Here is a 19,418-nt window from a genome sequence, read left to right on the forward strand (position 1 = left end):
GCCGCCGCCATGGAAACCACCGCCACCGCCGCCGTGACCACCGCCACCGCCGCCGCCATGACCTCCGCCGCGGGCTGCCTGTGCGGGATCGGCGAGCAGCGTCACCGGTGCTGCGGTCGCGAGAACCGCGATGAGCGCCAACCAGAGATGTTTGCGGCGAACCATGTTTGTTCTCACTTGTGTCAAAACACTCAATACTGCCTGATACCAACACGCCACGCTGCCGCTCGGTTCCCGCCGCGACGTGAATTGCCGGCAACTCTTTGCGGGCCGGTTGTTCCGCAGCGGCGGCCCTGAACTTGGCCGCCGGCCTACCTTTGCCCGGGGCCCATCGGTTCAAAAACGACTGTCTCTGGAATACTGGATCACCCGCTTTCGCATGCGCGGGTGATGACATTGAGAGCGGGCGATGACACCGCGTTGTTTGACATCTTGAATCGAGAGCCATCCACCGCCGTCGTCCTGGCGAAAGCCAGGACCCATTACCCCGAATGTCTGTTGTTGCGCGACGCCGGGGCCACGATTCCGCTCATCACCGAGTGTGATGGTTATGGGTCCTGGCTTTCGCCAGGACGACACTGTGGGATGGCGCTGTTTGGCTCACCAACCACGCACCTACACCGGCAGCGCCGTCGAATACTTCACCTGGCTCAGCGCAAAGCTCGACTCGATCGAGGCAATGCCGTCGAGCCGGGTCAGCTTGTTCTTCAGGAATGCCTCATAGGAGGAGAGGTCGGCGGCGACGACGCGCAGCAGATAGTCGCGGTTGCCGGTCATCAGGTAGCATTCGAGCACCTCGTCCCATTTCGAGATCGCGCGTGCGAAGCGGTTGAGGTCTTCCTCCTTCTGCCGCGCGAGCTTGATCGAGATGAAGACCGAGACATGCAGCCCGAGCGATTTCTGGTCGACGGTTGCAATGTAGCGAGAGATCACGCCGCGTTCCTCGAGCAGCTTGACCCGGCGATGGCACGGCGACACCGACAGCCCGACCTTGTCGGCGAGCTCCTGCATGGTCATGCGGCTGTCGGTCTGGAGCAGACTCAGGATCTTGCGGTCGATGGCATCGAGGGCAGGCATTGGGATGAACTCGCAGGTTGAGGCCGGATCGTGGGAATTTATCCCAATTTTTCCTGTGCTGTCGCGTGGAATTGAGATTTTCGGCGGCCTCCGCGGCAGTAACATCGGAGATATTGCTGGGAGCTTCGCCATGGGAATCGCGCCTGAACGCCTCGACATGCTCACAGCTTTGGCCCGCAAGGTGCTGTGGCTGTCGTCGTGGACCATCCATCACGCCAACCATGTCAGGTCCTCCAGCGACGGGTTGAAGGTCGGCGGCCACCAGGCATCGTCGGCCTCGCTCGCCAACATCATGTCGGCACTGTATTTCTCGGTGCTGCGTCCGCAGGACCGCGTCGCGGTGAAGCCGCATGCGAGCCCGGTATTTCACGCGATCCAATATCTGTTCGGCCACCAGACCCGCGACAAGCTGGAGAATTTCCGCGGCTACAAGGGCGCGCAGTCCTATCCGTCGCGCACCAAGGACACCGACGACGTCGACTTCTCCACCGGCTCGGTCGGTCTCGGCGTGGCGCAGACGCTGTTCGCCTCGCTGGTGCAGGACTACGTCAAGGCGCATGGCTGGTTGGGGGACCGGCCCGAAGGCCGCATGATCGCGCTGGTCGGCGACGCCGAGATGGACGAGGGCAACATCTTCGAGGCGCTGCTGGAGGGCTGGAAGCACGGCCTGCGCAACACCTGGTGGGTGGTCGACTACAACAGGCAATCGCTCGACGCCGTGGTGCGCGAGGGGCTGTGGGCCAAGTTCGAGACCATGTTCCGCAATTTCGGCTGGGACGTGGTGATCGTGAAATACGGCACGCTGATGCTGCAGGCATTTGCCGAGCCGGGCGGTGAAGCGCTGAAGCGCTGGATCGACAATTGCCCGAACCAGATGTACGCGGCGCTCTGCTTCCAGGGCGGTGCCGCGTTCCGCAAGCGCCTGCACGACGAGATCGGCGATCAGGGGCCGGTCACCGCGCTGATCGACCGCCGCAGCGATGACGAGTTGCTGGCGCTGATGTCGAACCTCGGCGGCCACGACATGGCGAGCATGATCGAGGCGTTCGAGGCGATCGACCATGATCGCCCGGTCTGCTTCATCGCCTACACCATCAAGGGCGTCGGCCTGCCGATGCAGGGCCACAAGGACAACCACGCCGGCCTGATGACGGTGGCGCAGATGGAGAAGTGGCGCGCCGCGCAGAACATCCGCACCGGTCACGAGTGGGACAAGTTCGAGGGCCTGTCGCAGCAGCCTGCGAAGCTCGAGGCGTTCCTGGCCGAGGCGCCGTTCAACCGCGAGGGCCGCCGCCGGCTGTCGGCGCCCGTCATCGACGTGCCGGAGCGGCTGGCGTTCAAGGCGTCCGCGCAGATGTCGACACAGCAGGGCTTTGGTCTCGTGCTGCATGAACTTGCGCGCGGCGACAGCGAGCTCGCATCGCGCATCGTCACCGCATCGCCCGATGTCACGGTGTCGACCAATCTCGGCGCCTGGGTCAACCGCCGCGGACTGTTCGCGAAGGCGGAAAACCATGACTTGTTCCGGCAGGAGAAGATCCCGTCGGCCTATACCTGGGAGTATTCGCCCAAGGGCCAACACCTCGAGCTCGGCATTGCCGAGATGAACCTGTTCATCATGCTCTCGGCGCTCGGCCTGTCGCAGCAGATCAACGGTGCGCGGCTGCTGCCGGTCGGCACACTGTACGATCCCTTCATCGAGCGCGGTCTCGATGCGCTGAACTATGCCTGCTACCAGGACGCCCGCTTCATGGTGGCGGCGACGCCGTCCGGCATCTCGCTGGCGCCGGAAGGCGGCGCGCATCAGTCGATCAAGACACCCTTGATCGGCATGGGGCAGGACGGGCTCGCCTCGTTCGATCCGGCCTTCGTCGATGAACTTGCCGTGATCATGGGCTGGGGTTTCGGCCACATGCAGCGCGAGGGCGCCGAGGGTGGTTCGGTTTACTTGCGACTCTCGACCCGGACGCTGGAGCAGCCGCAACGGATCATGACGCCGGACCTGCAGCGCGACATCACCGACGGCGCCTACTGGATGCGCAAGCCGGGCCCGAACTGCGACATCGTCATCGCCTATACCGGCACCGTCGCACCGGAGGCGATCGAGGCGGTTGGGCTGATCGGCGAGAGCCACCGCGATGTCGGTTTATTGGCGGTAACCTCTGCCGACCGGCTCTATGCGGGTTGGTCCGCCGCGCGGAATTTACGGCGCGACCGCCGCGGCGCGCAGCATTTGAGTCATATCGAGCGCATGCTGGCGCCGCTCGGCCGCGACTGCGGCATCGTGACCGTGATCGACGGCCATCCGGCAACGCTCGGCTGGCTCGGTAGCGTGCGCGGCCACCGGGTCGAGGCGCTGGGCGTCGAGCATTTCGGCCAGACCGGCACGATCGGCGACCTCTACCGGCATTACGGCATCGACGCCAACGCCATCATCGATGCGGCGGAAAGCGTCTCGGTCGGCGCCCCGGTGCGGCATCGCAAGATGGCGGTGTAGTTTCACCCTCCCCTGGAGGGGGAGGGGTCGCTGCGCATGAAGCGTAGCGGAATGCGCAGCGGGGTGGGGTGACAGTCTCTCCTCGTCCAACAGTAGCTGAGTGGAGAGATCACCCCACCCCGTCTCACATTCGCTTCGCTCAATGTGAGCCGACCCTCCCCCTCCAGGGGAGGGTGGAGCAAACCTTGCCACCCGCGCACCTCGCGCCTTATATGCGTCGGGCGTGCACGAGCCGCGCCCCGCATATGGCGGGTTCAATTCGCCCTGCTTTCGTGCAAGGATGCCTGCCGAACGCTTTCCGTTCCCAATTCCATACGCCCCCTACAAGAGGTTTCCGATGGTCAATCGTATGCAATTCTACATCGATGGCGCCTGGGTCGATCCCGTCGTCAAAGGCAAGTCCACCCCCGTCGTCAATCCGGCGACCGAAGAAGCGATGTACGAGATTGCGCTCGGCTCCAAGGCCGATGTCGACAAGGCAGTCGCCGCCGCCAAGCGCGCGTTCGAGACCTATTCCAAGACCAGCCGCGAAGAGCGCATCGCGCTGCTCACCAAGGTCGTCGAGGTCTACAAGGGCCGCATGAAGGAGATCGGCGCCGCCGTTTCCGACGAGATGGGCGCACCGCTGCCGATGGCCGAGAAGCTGCAGGCCGGCGCCGGCCTCGGCCATCTCATGAACACCCTCGAAGTGCTCAAGAAGTACGAGTTCGAGGAGACCATGGGCACCGCCGTGATCGTGCGCGAGCCGGTCGGCGTCGTCGGCATGATCACGCCCTGGAACTGGCCGCTCAACCAGATCGCCTGCAAGGTCGCGCCCGCGCTCGCCGCCGGCTGCACCATGATCCTGAAGCCGTCGGAGTTCACCCCGACCTCGGCGCTGATCTTCGCGGAAATCCTCCATGAAGCCGGCGTGCCGAAGGGCGTGTTCAACCTGCTCAACGGCTCGGCCCCGAGGTGGGTGCCGCGATGAGCGAGCACCCGGACATCGACATGATCTCGTTCACCGGCTCGACCCGCGCCGGCGTCGACGTCGCCAAGCGTGCGGCGCCGACCGTCAAGCGTGTCAGCCAGGAGCTCGGCGGCAAGTCGCCGAACGTGATCCTCGAGGGGGCCGACCTCGCCAAGGCGGTGACCGGCGGCGTGATGCATATGTTCAACAACTCGGGCCAGTCCTGCAACGCGCCGTCGCGCATGATCGTGCCGCTCTCCAAGATGAAGGAAGTGGCCGCGATCGCGAAGGGCGTCGCCGACAAGACCAAGGCCGGCGATCCGCGTGCCGACGGCACCACGATCGGTCCGGTCGTCAACCGCGGCCAGTGGGACAAGATCCAGGCGCTGATCCAGAAGGGCATCGACGAGGGCGCAACGCTCGTCGCCGGTGGTCCGGGCCTGCCCGAAGGCGTCAACAAGGGCTTCTATGTCCGTCCGACCATCTTCGCCGACGTCACCAACGACATGACGATCGCCCGCGAGGAAATCTTCGGGCCGGTGCTGACCATCCTCGGTGCCAAGGACGAAGCTGAAGCCGTGAAGATCGCCAACGACACGCCGTATGGTCTCGCCGGTTACGTCTCGGCCGACACCGTGGAAACCGCGCGCCGCGTCGGCCGCCAGATCCGCGCCGGCAACGTCAACCTGCAGGGCGTGCCGAACGAGCGCTCCGCACCGTTCGGCGGCTACAAGCAGTCCGGCAACGGCCGCGAGTGGGGCCGCTACGGTCTGGAGGAATATCTCGAAGCCAAGGCAGTCGCCGGCTACAACGCCGCGTAAGCCGAACGCACGAGAGACTACATTCTGGCGCCGGGGCGGATCACCGCTCCGGCGTCAAACGTTTTGATGGTGCATATTTTTCGTCGTCCCGGCGAAGGCCGGGACCCATTACCACAGGCATCTGTTTTGCGAAGAATGCGGCCCCAGTCTGTCAAACCAACATGCGATGGTGGTTATGGGTCCCGGCCTTCGCCGGGACGACACCGAGAACTAACCGCCGAGCGCGCCTTGGGTGTTGACGTAGAGCGCATAGATCGACTGGCTCGCCGCCATGAACAGGCGGTTGCGCTTGACGCCGCCGAAGCAGAGGTTGGCGCAGCGCTCCGGCAGCGCGATGCGGCCGATCATGACGCCGTCGGGCGCAAACACGACGACGCCGTCGAGCTCGGGATCCCCCATGCCCCAGCCGCACCACAGATTGCCGTCGATGTCGCAGCGCATGCCGTCCGGCGTGCCGCGGCCGGCATCGATGAACACGCGCTTGTTGGAGATCGTCTTGCCGTCGGCTGCGACGTCATAGGCGAGGATCTTGCGGTTCGGCTCGCCGCGGGATTCCACCACGTAGAGGATCTTCTCGTCGGGCGAGAAGCACAGCCCGTTCGGGCCGAGCACGCCCTCGGCGACGATGGTGGCCTTGCCGGTCTCGGGATCGAGCCGGTAGACATTGGGCTCGATCTCGGGATCGGCCTTGTAGCCTTCGTAATTGCCGAGCAGGCCGAAGATCGGATCGGTGAACCAGATCGAACCGTCGGATTTCACCACGACGTCGTTCGGCGAGTTCAGCCGCTTGCCGCCAAAGGAATCGATCAGCACCGTAATCGATCCGTCATACTCGGTGCGCACCACGCGGCGGCCGCCATGCTCGCAGGTGATCAGCCGACCCTGGCGATCGCGGGTATTGCCGTTGGCGAAGTTCGACGGCTTGCGGAAGATGCTGACCGCGCCGGTCTCTTCCTCCCATTTGAGGATGCGCTGGTTCGGGATGTCGCTGCACAACAGATAGCGGCCATCGCCGAACCACACCGGACCTTCGGCCCAGCGCAGGCCGGTGGCGATGCGTTCAACGGCGGAGAGTTTCAGCCAGTATTTCTCGAAGCGCGGATCGAGTGCATGGATCGCGGGATCGGGATAGTACGTCGCGGGATGCCAGCCGGCGGAATGAACATCGGACATTTGCTGTTCTCGTTGTTGTGTTTCGATGGTGTTTCCTTGAGCGCATGGTTTGCTATCATTGTCGGCCTGCGATCGCAATTCGGTCCAAGGATTGCACTGAGCAAACGGGAAGGACGAGGGACGGCATGCCACGCATATTGATGACCGGCGCATCGGGGGGAATCGGAACGAGCCTGCGCAAGTTGCTGCCGCCGATCTATCCGGACCTCTTGCTGAGCGATATCAAGCAGCCCTCCGATCTCGGCAGCAACGAAAAGTTCAAGGCGGCCGATCTCGCCGACCTCGCGGAGGTCGAGGCGATCTGCGAGGGCGTCGACGGCATCCTGCATTTCGGCGGCTATTCGGTCGAAGGTTCCTGGGATGCGATCCTGCAGGCCAATATCATCGGCGGCTACAATCTGTTCGAGGCGGCGCGCAAGCAGGGCGTCAAGCGCGTGATCTTCGCCTCATCCAATCACGCGGTCGGCTTCTACCCGCGCCATCACCGCATCGGCACCGACGTCACCGCACGGCCGGATAGCCGCTACGGCGTCAGCAAAGTGTTCGGCGAAGGCTTAGGTGCGCTCTATGCCGACAAGCACGGCATCAAGGTCACCTGCATCCGGATCGGCAATTTCGGCGAGGCGCCGCTCGATCACCGCAGGCTCTCGATCTGGCTCAAGCCGGAAGATCTGGTGCAGCTCTGCCGCATCGGGCTCGAACATCCCGACATTCATTTCGAGGTGCTGTACGGCGCGTCCTACAATGAGCGCTCGTGGTGGGACAATCACCGCGCCTACGATCTCGGCTATCGTCCGACCGGCCGTGGCGAAGACTTCCGCGAGCACGCGATGGCCGAGCAGGCCAAGCTGCCGCCCGATCCCGTCGGCGACTATTACCAGGGCGGCACGTTCTGCAGCATGGAGTTCGACGGCGACCGGACGAGGGTGATCGACTGGAAGAAGTGATCAGTCGTCGCACTGCGGTAGCTGCTTCACCGCCTCTGTGTGCTCGCGCTGCGGCTCGCTCGCGCTCTTCCCGGATGCCTTGGGCGCGCTTCCGGGTCCGTCATAGGTCTGGGAGAAGTGGGCGAGCGGGAAGGTGAGGCTGATCTTCTGTCCGGTCAGGTTCTTGGCTTCCACCACGATCGCCTGCGCGTGCTTCAGCCGCTCGATCAGCTCGCCATTGGCCTCCAGCGTGCCGCCGCAGCCGAGCGTGTAGCAGTGCGTCCGGGCGATCTGCATCGGTTCGTCCTGATCGATCCGCAGGCTGATGGTGCCTTCCAGCATGGTCCGCGTGCCGACATTGGCGGTCAGCAGCGCGCGCGTGCTGCTCTGCGGCGAGATGCTGATGGTGCCGCCGGACGGTGCGCACTGGCCGCGCGCGGCGGCGGCGACGAAGCAACTCGCCTCGGTCAGGCAGGTCTTGGTCCAGGGCTCATAGGTGAGCTCGGTTGCACGCGGATCGGCCGCTTGAGCAATGCCGCCAAGTGCAAGCTGCACGGCGCACGATCCGATCAACAAAGCCACATAACGCATCGCCGTCTCCTTCACGAGCTGGCCGCGTATCGCGCTATTGCGGCTTTTTGTCGTTGGAGATGCGGACGAGATAATCCGCCTTGCTGTACTGCATGTGATCGACGCAGAGCTGTGCCAGCGCCCAGCTGTCGCGGCCCTTCAGGAGCTCGATCATCAGCTCGTGCTGGCGGCGCGACAATGCAAGGCCCGCGCTGTCGGCGAGATTCTTGGCGCGCATCGGCAGCGTCAGGTTCATGTAGTCCTGCAGCGAGCGCACCAGGTAGGGATTGCCGCAGGCAGAAAACAGCGCGAGGTGGAACGCATCGTTGGTCTCGTGGATGCCGCGCATGTCCTGCGCGTCAGCCTTGATGCAGTAATGCCGTTGCAGCTCGCTCAACTGGTCGATCAGGCTCATCTGCGCGGGCAGCGCGATCATCAGCGCGGCCTGCCGCGTCAACATCTCGCGCACCTCATAGATCTGCCGCACTTCCTCGGCCGAGTAGAACCGCACCGTGGCGCCGACATTCTTCTCGCGCAGCACGATGCCCTGGCGCTCAAGCTGGAACAGGGCCTGGCGCACGAAATGCCGGCTCGCGCCGTAGCGCTGCATCAGGGTATCCTCGACCAGCCGCAGGCCGGGCGCGAAGCGGCCGAAGATGATGTCCTCCTCCAGCCGGCGGATCACGTCCGCCTGCTCCTCCTCGCGCGAGGGAGCTTGGAGTTCGGGCAGTGTGGGCTCGGCTTTCATGCGCTCTCGGCTTCGGGCGACGCCGGAGGTCAGCACGGCGTCGTGGTTATTGTCAATAATGAGGGCGATTTTGCCGCAGACCAGCTGCGCTCTGCCTCTGGATTATCTCATATTGACAATAATTCCGGCCGCTCCTTAAGTGCGGCCGAACAACCACGGGACGAGAAGAAAATGGCCGACGGACTTCGCAAGGGACTGACCAGCTATGGTGACGCCGGCTTCTCGCTGTTCCTGCGCAAGGCGTTCATCAAGGCGATGGGCTATTCCGACGATGCGCTCAATCGCCCGATCGTCGGCATCACCAATACCTACAGCGACTACAATCCCTGCCACGGCAACGTGCCTCAGATCATCGAGGCCGTGAAGCGCGGCGTGATGCTGTCGGGTGCGATGCCGTTCGTGTTCCCGACCATCTCGATCGCCGAGAGCTTTGCGCATCCGACCTCGATGTATCTGCGCAACCTGATGGCGATGGACACCGAGGAAATGATCCGCGCCCAGCCGATGGATGCGGTGATCGTGATCGGCGGCTGCGACAAGACCCTGCCGGCGCAGATCATGGCCGCGATCAGTGCCGATCTGCCGACGGTCGTGATTCCGGTCGGCCCGATGGTGGTCGGCCATCACAAGGGCGAGGTGCTCGGCGCCTGCACCGACTGCCGCCGGCTGTGGGGCAAGTATCGCGCCGGCGAGATCGACGACAACGAGATCGAGGCGGTGAACGGCCGCCTTGCGCCTTCCGTGGGCACTTGCATGGTGATGGGCACGGCCTCCACGATGGCCTGCATCACCGAGGCCCTCGGCCTGTCGCTGCCGATGAGCGCGACGATCCCGGCGCCGCACGCCGAACGCTTCCGCTCTGCCGAGGCCAGCGGCCGCGTCGCCGCCGAGATGGCGAAGACCAAGGGACCGAAGCCGAGCGAGATCCTGACGCCGTCGTCGTTCCGCAACGCGCAGGTCGTGATGCAGGCGATCGGCGGCTCGACCAACGGGCTCATCCATCTGACCGCAATCGCCAACCGTTCGCCGTACAAGATCGACCTCGAGGCGTTCGACAAGCTCGGCCGCGAAGTGCCCGTGCTGGTCGATCTCAAGCCGTCGGGCGAGCACTATATGGAGCACTTCCACCATGCCGGCGGCGTGCCGAAGCTGATGGCACAGCTCGGCGACTTGATTGATTTGGACGCGAAGACCATTACCGGACAGACCTTGCGCGAGGTCGTCGCCAATGCGGAGGACGTGCCGGGACATGATGCGATCCGCTCCAAGGCGAACCCCATCAAGTCCGAAGGCGCGATGGCGATCCTGCACGGCAATCTCGCGCCGCGCGGCGCCGTGATCAAGCAGTCGGCGGCGAGCCCGAAGCTGCTGCAGCACACCGGCCGCGCCGTGGTGTTCGAGTCGGTCGAGGACATGACGCTGCGGGTCGACGACCCCGCGCTCGATGTGACTGCCGACGACGTGCTGGTGCTGCGCAATGCCGGCCCGAAGGGCGCGCCGGGCATGCCCGAGGCGGGTTACCTGCCGATCCCGAAGAAGCTCGCGCGCACGGGTGTGAAAGACATGGTCCGTATCTCCGACGCGCGGATGAGCGGCACCGCGTTCGGCACCATCGTGCTGCACATCACGCCGGAGTCCGCCGTCGGCGGTCCGCTCGGTCTGGTGCGGAACGGCGACATGATCCGGCTCGACGTCGCCAAGCGTCGCATCGATCTGCTGGTCGACGAGGCCGAAGTGCAGAAGCGACGCGCGGCGCTCGCCCCGGCCGCCACGCCTGACTGGGCCAGGCGAGGCTATGCGCATCTCTTCAACGAGACCATCCTGCAGGCCGATGAGGGCTGCGATTTCGACTTCATGCGCGCCAAGGGGAAGTAGCGCGCAAAGTTCGGCGCACTGGCTAAATTGTCGATAATTTCTGCGATGTGGCGCTCGTCTGCGCCTACGACGAGCTGATTGCCTCTGTTTTATTGACAATCCCGCGGGACTGATGGGATGATCGTGTCAATCAAAAACAGGGGGAACGTCGCGATGGGCACTTCAGCTGGGATCGTCGGGATCGCCATGGCCGTGGTAGCGCTGCTGCTGCCGGCGCGCGCCGGCGCGCAGGAGGTCAAGCACTTCCGCTTCGCCTACGATCAGCCGCGCAACACCGGCTATTCGGTCGCCGGCGATCTGTTCGCCGAGAAGCTCAAGGAATTGAGCAAGGGGACGATGATCGTCGATCAATATCCCGGCGCGCAGCTCGGCCAGGAGCCGCAGCTGCTGCAGCTCGTGAAGTCGGGCGATATCGAGTTCGCGATCATCTCCTCCGCCAACACCGCGACGATCTCGCCGCAGGCCGGCGTGATGTCGCTTCATTTCCTGTTCCGCAACGAGGCTCACGTCATCAAGGCGCTGGCGGATCCGCAGGTGTTCGACGCCATCAAGACGATGATCGACGACACCGCCCAGGGCCTGCATGTGATCGGCACCGGTTCGCAAGGCGTGCGTCACATCTACAGCAAGAAGGAGGTCCACAACGTCGGCGACCTCAAGGGCATGAAGGTCCGGGTGCAGGCGACCGCGACCGAAGACACCATGTTCCCAGCCTATGGCGCGCAGACGGTGCACATGCCGTTCGGCAGCGTCTACACCTCGCTGCAGACCGGCGTGGTCGACGCCGCCGAGAACAGCATCAACGTCTATCTCGTCAACAAGCACTACGAGGTCGCGCCGGTGCTTTCGATCACCGAGCACGAGGCCAACAATGCGCTGCTGTTCGTCTCCGACAAGCTGTGGCAGAGCCTCTCCGCCGAGCAGAAGCAGTGGGTGCAGGCCGCCGCCAACGAGGTCAGCGCCAAGGAGCCGCAGAAAGCATTCGAGCTGGAGCGGAATGCGCTGACCAAGCTGAAGTCGTTCGGCGTCAAGGTGGTCGAGGACGTGGACAAGAAAAGCTTTACGGCGGTCGCCGATCCCTATCTCGACAAGCTCGCCAAGGAGCTCGGCCCGCATGCGGAGAAGATCAAAAACCTGATCCGCGCGATCAACTAGCCCACACTCGAGCGTCGTCCCGGCGAAAGCCGGGACCCATACGCCGCGGCCTTTCAGTGGTGCAATCCGGTGGCCACCTTTCCTTGCAAACAACTCAGGCCGGTGGTTATGGGTCCCGGCTTTCGCCGGGACGACGGAGTGTGAAGCATGGCCATCGCCGACAGACTGGTGCTGCAACGGCAGCGGCATCTGAAATGGCGGGCGCTCGACCGGCTCGAGCTGATCCTGATGATGCTGTGCGGCGTGCTTTGCTTCGGCTTCTCGCTCTCGGTCACGGCCGACATCGTCACCCGCACCATCGGCCATCCCTGGCTGTGGCTGCAGGAGGTGACCTCGACGCTGTTCATCTACGCGATCTTCATCGGGGCCGCGGTCGCGACACGGCGTAACGATCATCTCTATCTCACCGCGCTCTCGGAAGCGATGCATGGCAGGTCGCGGACATTCGTCGAGATCGTCATCCGCCTCGTCGTGCTGGGCGTTGCCTTTTGCCTGGTCTGGTACGGCTATCAGAACTACCTGCGCGGCTTCGGCAGCTTCCGCCTGCCGTCGGGCACGCCGATCGCATCGCTCTATGCTGTGATCCCGCTGTCGGGAATCTTGATCGGCCTGTTCACCATCGAGCAGCTCGTCAACGGCATTCGCAACGGCTTTGACCATCCGGAGCCGCCGGACGACGATCTTGCGATACCGGCCGTCAGCACCGGCGCGACCACGGGAGCGCAGCCGTGAGCGCACCGGTCGTGCTTGTGCTGATGTCGTTCTGCTTCCTGTTCTTCGGCTATCTCGGCGTGCCCGTGCCATTCTCGCTGATGGCCGGCGTGTTCGTCGGCGCAGTGCTGTCGGATGTCTCGCTGGCGGCGATCATCCAGAAGATCTTTGACGGCGTCGATTCCGAGGCGCTGCTCGCAATACCGTTCTTCCTCTTGGTCGGCGAGCTCATGAGCTCGGCCAATGTCGTGGTCCGCATCGCCAACCTCTCGGTGTCGCTGGTCGGGCATATCAGGGGCGGGCTGTCGCAGGTCGTCGTCGTGTTCAGCATGTTCTTCTCGGAAATGTCGGGCTCGACCACCGCCGATGTCGCGGTCATGAGCCGGGCGCTCGGCGGGCCGATGCGACGGGAGGGCTATGAGCCGGCGTTCATCGCCGCGATCATCGCCTCGGCCTCGACGATTGCGGCGCTGGTGCCGCCGAGCATCACGGCGGTGGTTTATGGTGCGGTCGGCAATGTCTCGATCGCCGGCCTGTTCATGGCCGGTGTCGTCCCCGGCCTGATGATCGGCTTCGGGCTGATGATCTATTGCTATTTCTTTGGGCCGTCAGGCTTGCGCAAGCCGCGCGCGCCGCTGCGTCAGGTTGCGTTCGCCGCCGGCGACGCCGCGCTGCCGCTGATGATCCCGGTGATCCTGCTTGGCGGCATCCTGACCGGCTGGTTCACACCGACCGAGGCCGGCGTGGTCGCGGTCGCCTACATCATCATCGTGGTGATCCCGGCGCTGAACCGCGGGCACCTGAAGAAGATCCCGTACGACTTTTGCCTCGCCGGCCTGATCTTCTCGCTGCCGCTGATCACGATCGGCGCCGCGAACGCGTTCGGCTGGATGCTCGCCTATCTGCGCGGCGCCATCTACATCGCCGACTGGATCACCTCGATCGCCGGCAACGATCCGCACCTCATCATGCTCTTGATGGTGCTGCTGTTCACCGTGGTCGGCGATTTCATCGAGCCGGTGCCGACCATCATCATCTTCATGCCGCTGGTCAACGCGCTGACCCAGGCCGGCGACATCAATGGCGTGCATATGGGCGTGGTGCTGATCGCGACGCTGGCGTTCGGCCTGATCACGCCGCCCTACGGGCTCGTGCTGTTGATGGCCTCGAAATTCGTCGGCATCAGCTTTGCAAAAGCGTTGCGGGCGGCGCTGCCGATCTATGTCGTGTTCCTGGTCACGATCTGCTTCACGATCTATTTCCCGAAGGTCGTGCTGTGGCTGCCCAAGCAGGTGATCCCTGAATCGGTCGGGTGCTTCAAGGCACCCGGCGGCACGGGCTATATCTGTCCAAACTAGCCACGCCGGGCAGAACCCTTATGGGGAGGAGTACGCCATCCACGTCATTGCGAGCCAACGGGTCGCGCGAACGCGCGCCCGGTGACAGGCTCCGCGAAGCAATCCATCCTTCCGCAAGCGGACAAGTGGATTGCTTCGTCGCTACGCTCCTCGCAATGACGGTAGCGCGAAACGCCGAGCCGCTACTTCGACTTGCTGGTGAACTTCTTCACCGCGACGCGGAAATCGTCGGTGTGCATCGACGTGATGATCTTGTGCTCCTCGGCGTCGAGCTGCTGTTTGGTCGGCGTGGTGGCCGCCTGATAGACCAGTGATTTGGTTGCGCGATCGCGGCGGGTGGATTCTTTGCCAGGCGTTCGGCGAGTTGCCGGGTGGCCGCCTTCAGCTCGGTCGCGGGGACGGTCTTGACCACCAGCCCCCATTCATAGGCCTGCTGCGCGGTGAAGCCATCCTCGGCAAGGAAGATCTGCAGCGCGCGGCGGGTGCCGACCGTGCCGACGATGCCGACCGTGCTGCCGCCGTCCGGCGACACGCCGATCTTGGCGTAGGCGGGCGTGAAGCGGGCATCCTCCGCGGCGATACACAGGTCGGTCACGAAGGCGAGGCCCATGCCTGCGCCGGCCGCCGAACCGTGCACGCTGGACAGCACCATCTTTGGCATCCGCCGTACGGTCTCAATGAAGGCGTGGTAGTGACGAAGCATCTCGCTGACCACGGGGGTGACATTGTTGGCTTCGGCGGCGGCGCCGATGGTCTGCAGATCGCCGCCGGCGCAGAAGGCGCGGCCTTCGCCCTCGATGACGAGCACGCGGACGTCGTTGTTGGCTTCGACCTCGGCGCTGAGCTGCTCGAGCTTTTTGGCGATCGTCAGGTCGATCGCATTGAACGCGGCCGGCCGGTTCAGCGTGATGGTTGCGACGGCACCGTCGATGCGGAGCAAAGCGGGATCGTTGGGGGAGGCGGGATCAGGCATCTCTAGGGACCTTGGGCTTGTTGGTTCCGGACATTTAAGGCCTTGGCGGGAGCCGTGGCAATGCGGCCCGGCGTCCAGAGGCGGCGTTCGGGCGCCCAGATTTGCCCGAGACCCCCTTGCGTCGGCGCGAGCATGAGGCCAAATGGCTGTCAGCCTTCGGTACGCAGACACGAGCGCTGTGGGGACGGGGCAAGCAAGCTAACATCGACAAAGAGGAAACGGCATGGGTCGCTCCTGCTCGCGCGTATTTGGGTTGTTCCGATGACAGGCTCGGTCATCATCGTCGGTGCCGGGCATGCCGGCTTCCAGCTCGCGGCGTCGCTGCGCCAGGCCGGCTTCGCCGAGCGCATCGCCCTGCTCAATGACGAAGGCCATCTGCCGTATCAGCGGCCGCCGCTGTCGAAGGCCTATCTGAAGGGGACCGGCGGGCCCGAGACCCTGATGTTCCGGCCCGACAAATTCTACCAGGACAACAAGATCGAGCTGATCACCGATCGTGCCCACGCGGTCGACCGCAATGCGCGGAAAGTGGCGCTCGCCTCCGGCACCTCGCTCGACTACGGCCATCTGGTGCTCGCGACCGGCGCGCGGAACCGGCTGCTCGATATTCCCAACGCGAAGCTGGACGGGGTCCGTTACCTGCGCATCCTCGACGAGAGCCAGGCGCTGCGCGACTTGATCGCGCCCGGCATGCGCGTCGTCGTGATCGGCGCGGGCTTCATCGGGCTCGAATTCGCGGCGACAGCGCGGGCCAAGGGCCTCGAGGTCGACGTGGTCGAACTCGCCTCCCGCGTGATGGCGCGCGCAGTGACCGCGGAGATTTCCGAGTTCTCGCAGTCCCGCCACGGCGCGGCCGGCATCCGGATTCATCTCGGCGTGCAGGTGACGGCGATCGAGGCCGATGGTGCGAAGGTTACCGGCGTCAGCCTGAGCAACGGCACGCACATCCCGGCCGATCTCGTCGTGGTCGGCGTCGGTGTGCTGCCGAATGTTGAGCTTGCCGCGGAGGCCGGCCTGCCGGTCGCATCCGGCATCATCGTCGACGAGCATCTACTGACCGCCGATCCGAATGTCTCCGCGATCGGCGATTGTGCGCTCTACACCAGCAAGCGCTTCGGCGGCTCGCTGCGGCTGGAGTCGGTGCAGAACGCGACCGACCATGCGCGCTGCGTGGCGTCGCGGCTGACCGGCAAGACCGAGGTCTATGACGGCCTGCCGTGGTTCTGGAGCGACCAGGGCCCCGACAAGCTGCAGATGGCGGGTCTCACCACCGGCTACGACCGCGTCGTGGTGCGCGGCGACCGCGCGCAGGGCGCATTCTCGGCGTTCTGCTATCGCGGCGACAGGCTGCTCGGCATCGAGTCGGTCAATCGCGCCGGCGATCACATGTTCGGCCGCCGGCTGCTCGGCGCGGGTGGTTCGATCACGCCGGAGCAGGCGGCGGATGCGAGCTTCGACCTCAAGAGCGCGCTGGCCTAACAATCCCGTCGTCCCGGCCTAGTGCGCAATTGCGCACGGGGGCCGGGACCCATACGCCGCGGCCTCTCGATTTGAGGCGGTGCGGCTTGATGTCAGTTCAAGACAATTGAGGCCGGTGGTTATGGGTCCCGGCTTGCGCCGGGACGACTCGTGGAAAGAATCGCGACCACCTCCTGCGCCGTCGGCATCGACGGCGCAGCGCCCATCCGCTGCACGCAAATTGAAGCGGCAATGTTGGCGTAGGCCAGCGCGTCGCCGAGCGGCTTGCCGATGGCAAGCTGTGCGGCGAGGGCGCCGACGAAACAGTCGCCGGCGCCGGTGGTGTCGACGGCCTTGACCTCGCGCCCCGGCACGAGCAGCGACTGGTCCGCGACCAGCGCCAGCACGCCGCGCTTCCCGAGCGTGACGCAGACGGTCTTGCCTTGCCCCAAGGTGCGTGCCGCCTCGGCGAAGCGCGACGGGGCGTCGCTGTCGCGCAGCTCTGTTCCCGCCAGCAGGCTGAGCTCGGTCTCGTTGAGGATCAGGATATCGACTAGATCAAGCAGCGCCTTGTCGGCCGTTTTCGCCGGTGCCGGGTTGAGGATCGTGGTGGCGCCGGCGGCGCGGGCGCGGCGGAAGAATGCGGCGATCGTCGGCAGCGGGATCTCGAACTGGCTGACCGCGACGTCGCCTTTCGCGAGCACGGGTGCTGCGACATCATCGGCATCGACCAGCCCGTTGGCGCCGGGCACGACGACGATCGTGTTGTCGGCGTTGGCAAGCGTGATGATCGCGGTGCCTGAATGCGTGCCGCCGGTATCCTGGACGAAGCTGAGATCGACGCCCTGCGCGGCGAGAAAGGTTCTCAGCTCCTTGCCGAACGCGTCGGTGCCGAGCCGGCCGACCAGCGTGGTCGGCACGCCCTGCTTGGCCGATGCCACCGCCTGGTTGGCGCCCTTGCCGCCGGGAAAATACAGCACGGCCTCGCCGGCCACGGTCTCACCGACCTTCGGATGACGCTCTGCAGTCGCCACCACGTCCATATTGATGCTGCCGGCGACGAAGACGCGCCCCATGCCCAACCCCCATTCCAGCCCTGTCAGACCGCGGCGCCAAACTCCTGCTTCACCGCGGCGATATCGGCGAGCGTCGGCAGGCCGGCCTCGTTGCCGAGCTTCTGGATCTTGAAGGTCGACGCCGCGCGCGCGAACTCGAAATGCTCATGCCAGGCTTTGCCGGGATTGGCGAGATAGGAATAGATGTAGGCGCCGTGGAAGACGTCGCCGGCGCCATTGGTGTCGATCACGCGCTTGCGCGGAATCGGAAACGCCGGCAGCGTCTGCACCGCGCCCGTCTCGTCGTACCAGAGCAGGCCGCGCTCGCCCATGGTGACGCCGCCGACCTTGCAGCCACGGCTCTTGAGATAGTCGAGCATCTGCTCCGGCGTCTTGTCCATCTGCTCGCACAGCCGCTCGGCGACGATCGCAACGTCGATGAAGGCGAGCAGCTCGTGGGTGTTGGTGCGCAGACCACCGCCGTCGAGCGAGGTCAGGATGCCGTCCTCACGGCAGAGCTTCGCATAATGGATCGCGGCGTCCGGCTGATGGCCGTCGATATGCAGCGCACGGCAGCCCTTGATGTTCAGCAGCGGAAAGGGATGGATGTGCTGGTCGTCGCGGCAGCGGACGATGGCGCGCTTGCCGTCGTTGGGCATGATGAAGGACAGCGAGGAGGAGCTGACCTTGCGGGGATGGAACGAGATGCCATACCGGTCGGCCATGTCCCAGAACATCCGTCCCAGCCAGTCATTGGCCATGGTGGCGATCAGGTCCGGCTCGACGCCGAGCTTGGCGCAGCAGAACGCGGCGGTGACCGCGTTGCCACCGAACGAGACGGCATAGGCGTCGGCGACGTGTTTCTCGTCGCGACCGGCATGTGATCCGTGATGAAGGTGACGTCGATATAGGTCTGTCCAATGAAGAGAGCCTGCATTCGCTTCCTGTCGTCGCTTGGTGTGGTCCCGGCCACGGACTAGACTAGCACCGCTGATCGGCCGATTTCGCTGAAATTATTCGCAACCCTGCTTGGTTTGCAGGTAGAGATGATGGATGCGGGGGCCGTTTCTGGCATTCGGCATAACGGCGGCCCGCGGCCCGTGGTTCCGGGTTGCGTCAAGGGAGAAACACAATGACGGCAGATTCGCGGAGGCCGCACCCATGATTACTGGCCTCGATCATGTCGTCGTCCTGACCGGCGACATCACCGCTGCCAGCGCCGCATATCAGACGCTGTTCGCGCGGGCACCGGCTTGGCGCAACAGCGGCGACGGCGCGGACCGCGTGCTGTTCACGCTCGACAACACGACGCTGGAATTGATGGCGCCGCGCGGCGATGACGAGGCCGCCCAGCGCGTCCGTAGCGCGCTCGCGACCCAGGGCGAGGGGCTCGCGAGCCTTTGCTTCCGCACCAGCGATATCGTCAGGACGCACCGCCGGCTCGACCGGCTGACGCTGAAGCCCGAGCCAGTCATTGAGGTCGAGAGCCGCGACGCGGCGAGCGGCGCCACGCTGGCGTGGAAGCGCACGCGCGCGGCGACCGATGCGACGCGCGGCGTGCGGATGTTCTTCCTCGAGCGGGAGCAAGAGCGGCCGGTGTCGGTGCGCACCACGCCCGCCTCGATCACCGCGATGGATCATGTGGTGGTCTCGACCGCCGACCCGGAGCGCGCCGCCGCGCTCTATGGCGCGCGGCTCGGGCTCGACATGGTGCTCGACCGGTCGCATCCCGAGTGGGGCCGGCTGATGTTCTTCCGTTGCGGCGATCTCGTGGTCGAGGTCACGCACCGGCCGGGCAAAGCAGAGACGGACGCGCCGGACCGGCTGCGCGGCATCTGCTGGCGCGTCGCCGACATCGATGCCACGCATGCGCGCTTGGCCGCCGCCGGCGTCGACGTCTCGGAGATTCGCACCGGCCGCAAGCCCGGCACGCGCGTGATGACGGTGCGCAACGGCACCTGCGGCGTGCCGACGCTTCTGGTGCAGCCCTCACAGGGAAAGGGCGAGTGAGAGGGATGAGCGCGTGATGCGGGGCGAGTTTGTCGACGTGTATCCCCGCCGTCGTCCTGGCG

Annotated in this window: 13 protein-coding genes and 3 pseudogenes; 9 read left to right on the forward strand and 7 right to left on the reverse strand. The window is 65.0% G+C overall.

Annotation, left to right across the window (positions count from 1 at the left end):
• Positions 1 to 615: 615 nt before the first annotated feature.
• Positions 616 to 1,077, reverse strand: coding sequence for an Lrp/AsnC family transcriptional regulator (locus AKN84_RS42005; protein WP_024579268.1), 462 nt, complete (start codon positions 1,075 to 1,077; stop codon positions 616 to 618).
• A gap of 130 nt (positions 1,078 to 1,207) precedes the next feature.
• On the opposite strand from AKN84_RS42005, the gene AKN84_RS42010 reads away from it, so the two are divergent.
• On the forward strand, positions 1,208 to 3,574 hold the full coding sequence (locus AKN84_RS42010; RefSeq protein ID WP_050426208.1) for a transketolase: 2,367 nt from the start codon (positions 1,208 to 1,210) through the stop codon (positions 3,572 to 3,574).
• 337 nt (positions 3,575 to 3,911) lie between these two features.
• Positions 3,912 to 5,344, forward strand: a pseudogene (locus AKN84_RS42015) (aldehyde dehydrogenase family protein).
• Between the two features lie 210 nt (positions 5,345 to 5,554).
• Here AKN84_RS42015 and AKN84_RS42020 read toward each other — a convergent pair.
• On the reverse strand, positions 5,555 to 6,517 hold the full coding sequence (locus AKN84_RS42020; protein WP_050426209.1) for an SMP-30/gluconolactonase/LRE family protein: 963 nt from the start codon (positions 6,515 to 6,517) through the stop codon (positions 5,555 to 5,557).
• A 125-nt stretch (positions 6,518 to 6,642) separates the two neighbouring features.
• Here AKN84_RS42020 and AKN84_RS42025 point away from each other — a divergent pair, with 125 nt between their 5' ends.
• Entirely contained in the window at positions 6,643 to 7,464 is an 822-nt protein-coding gene (locus AKN84_RS42025) for an NAD-dependent epimerase/dehydratase family protein (protein WP_050426210.1), read from the forward strand.
• Here AKN84_RS42025 and AKN84_RS42030 read toward each other — a convergent pair whose 3' ends face one another.
• Entirely contained in the window at positions 7,465 to 8,034 is a 570-nt protein-coding gene (locus AKN84_RS42030; RefSeq protein ID WP_128971654.1) for an invasion associated locus B family protein, read from the reverse strand. It lies immediately after the preceding gene.
• 34 nt (positions 8,035 to 8,068) lie between these two features.
• On the reverse strand, positions 8,069 to 8,761 hold the full coding sequence (locus tag AKN84_RS42035; protein ID WP_050426219.1) for a GntR family transcriptional regulator: 693 nt from the start codon (positions 8,759 to 8,761) through the stop codon (positions 8,069 to 8,071).
• Positions 8,762 to 8,932: 171 nt separating this feature from the next.
• On the opposite strand from AKN84_RS42035, the gene AKN84_RS42040 reads away from it, so the two are divergent.
• The 4 genes from AKN84_RS42040 (at position 8,933) to AKN84_RS42055 (ending at position 13,860) form a co-directional block, all read left to right on the forward strand.
• Positions 8,933 to 10,636 carry an IlvD/Edd family dehydratase gene (locus AKN84_RS42040; protein WP_050426212.1) on the forward strand — a complete coding sequence of 568 codons (1,704 nt, stop codon included), beginning with the start codon at positions 8,933 to 8,935 and terminating at the stop codon, positions 10,634 to 10,636.
• A gap of 153 nt (positions 10,637 to 10,789) precedes the next feature.
• Positions 10,790 to 11,791 carry a TRAP transporter substrate-binding protein gene (locus tag AKN84_RS42045; RefSeq protein WP_050426213.1) on the forward strand — a complete coding sequence of 334 codons (1,002 nt, stop codon included), beginning with the start codon at positions 10,790 to 10,792 and terminating at the stop codon, positions 11,789 to 11,791.
• A gap of 147 nt (positions 11,792 to 11,938) precedes the next feature.
• Entirely contained in the window at positions 11,939 to 12,523 is a 585-nt protein-coding gene (locus tag AKN84_RS42050) for a TRAP transporter small permease (protein WP_050426214.1), read from the forward strand.
• Entirely contained in the window at positions 12,520 to 13,860 is a 1,341-nt protein-coding gene (locus AKN84_RS42055) for a TRAP transporter large permease (protein WP_050426215.1), read from the forward strand. The genes AKN84_RS42050 and AKN84_RS42055 overlap by 4 nt, the downstream gene beginning before the upstream one ends.
• Before the next feature lie 182 nt (positions 13,861 to 14,042).
• On the opposite strand, the pseudogene AKN84_RS42060 reads toward AKN84_RS42055, so the two are convergent.
• Positions 14,043 to 14,833: pseudogene (locus AKN84_RS42060) on the reverse strand (enoyl-CoA hydratase/isomerase family protein).
• A gap of 261 nt (positions 14,834 to 15,094) precedes the next feature.
• On the opposite strand from AKN84_RS42060, the gene AKN84_RS42065 reads away from it, so the two are divergent.
• Positions 15,095 to 16,312, forward strand: coding sequence for an NAD(P)/FAD-dependent oxidoreductase (locus tag AKN84_RS42065; protein WP_050426216.1), 1,218 nt, complete (start codon positions 15,095 to 15,097; stop codon positions 16,310 to 16,312).
• Positions 16,313 to 16,431: 119 nt separating this feature from the next.
• Here AKN84_RS42065 and AKN84_RS42070 read toward each other — a convergent pair whose 3' ends face one another.
• Both AKN84_RS42070 and AKN84_RS42075 read right to left on the reverse strand, forming a co-directional pair.
• The gene (locus AKN84_RS42070) at positions 16,432 to 17,367 is read right to left on the reverse strand and encodes a ribokinase (RefSeq protein ID WP_050426217.1); all 936 of its coding nucleotides are present in this window, start codon (positions 17,365 to 17,367) and stop codon (positions 16,432 to 16,434) included.
• Between the two features lie 23 nt (positions 17,368 to 17,390).
• Positions 17,391 to 18,283: pseudogene (locus AKN84_RS42075) on the reverse strand (sugar kinase).
• A 224-nt stretch (positions 18,284 to 18,507) separates the two neighbouring features.
• On the opposite strand from AKN84_RS42075, the gene AKN84_RS42080 reads away from it, so the two are divergent.
• Positions 18,508 to 19,356 carry a VOC family protein gene (locus AKN84_RS42080; protein ID WP_050426218.1) on the forward strand — a complete coding sequence of 283 codons (849 nt, stop codon included), beginning with the start codon at positions 18,508 to 18,510 and terminating at the stop codon, positions 19,354 to 19,356.
• Positions 19,357 to 19,418 lie beyond the last annotated feature (62 nt).

Origin of the sequence: Bradyrhizobium tropiciagri, assembly GCF_001189845.1 — a bacterium.
Lineage (GTDB): Bacteria > Pseudomonadota > Alphaproteobacteria > Rhizobiales > Xanthobacteraceae > Bradyrhizobium > Bradyrhizobium tropiciagri.

What these genes read in the sequence shown, in the direction of transcription:
- AKN84_RS42005 (WP_024579268.1), bottom strand. Translation starts at nt 1,077, where the DNA reads ATGCCTGCCCTCGATGCCATCGACCGCAAGATCCTGAGTCTGCTCCAG.
- AKN84_RS42035 (WP_050426219.1), bottom strand. Translation starts at nt 8,761, where the DNA reads ATGAAAGCCGAGCCCACACTGCCCGAACTCCAAGCTCCCTCGCGCGAG.
- AKN84_RS42040 (WP_050426212.1), top strand. Translation starts at nt 8,933, where the DNA reads ATGGCCGACGGACTTCGCAAGGGACTGACCAGCTATGGTGACGCCGGC.
- AKN84_RS42030 (WP_128971654.1), bottom strand. Translation starts at nt 8,034, where the DNA reads ATGCGTTATGTGGCTTTGTTGATCGGATCGTGCGCCGTGCAGCTTGCA.
- AKN84_RS42065 (WP_050426216.1), top strand. Translation starts at nt 15,095, where the DNA reads ATGACAGGCTCGGTCATCATCGTCGGTGCCGGGCATGCCGGCTTCCAG.
- AKN84_RS42050 (WP_050426214.1), top strand. Translation starts at nt 11,939, where the DNA reads ATGGCCATCGCCGACAGACTGGTGCTGCAACGGCAGCGGCATCTGAAA.
- AKN84_RS42020 (WP_050426209.1), bottom strand. Translation starts at nt 6,517, where the DNA reads ATGTCCGATGTTCATTCCGCCGGCTGGCATCCCGCGACGTACTATCCC.
- AKN84_RS42025 (WP_050426210.1), top strand. Translation starts at nt 6,643, where the DNA reads ATGCCACGCATATTGATGACCGGCGCATCGGGGGGAATCGGAACGAGC.
- AKN84_RS42070 (WP_050426217.1), bottom strand. Translation starts at nt 17,367, where the DNA reads ATGGGGCGCGTCTTCGTCGCCGGCAGCATCAATATGGACGTGGTGGCG.
- AKN84_RS42080 (WP_050426218.1), top strand. Translation starts at nt 18,508, where the DNA reads ATGATTACTGGCCTCGATCATGTCGTCGTCCTGACCGGCGACATCACC.
- AKN84_RS42045 (WP_050426213.1), top strand. Translation starts at nt 10,790, where the DNA reads ATGGGCACTTCAGCTGGGATCGTCGGGATCGCCATGGCCGTGGTAGCG.
- AKN84_RS42010 (WP_050426208.1), top strand. Translation starts at nt 1,208, where the DNA reads ATGGGAATCGCGCCTGAACGCCTCGACATGCTCACAGCTTTGGCCCGC.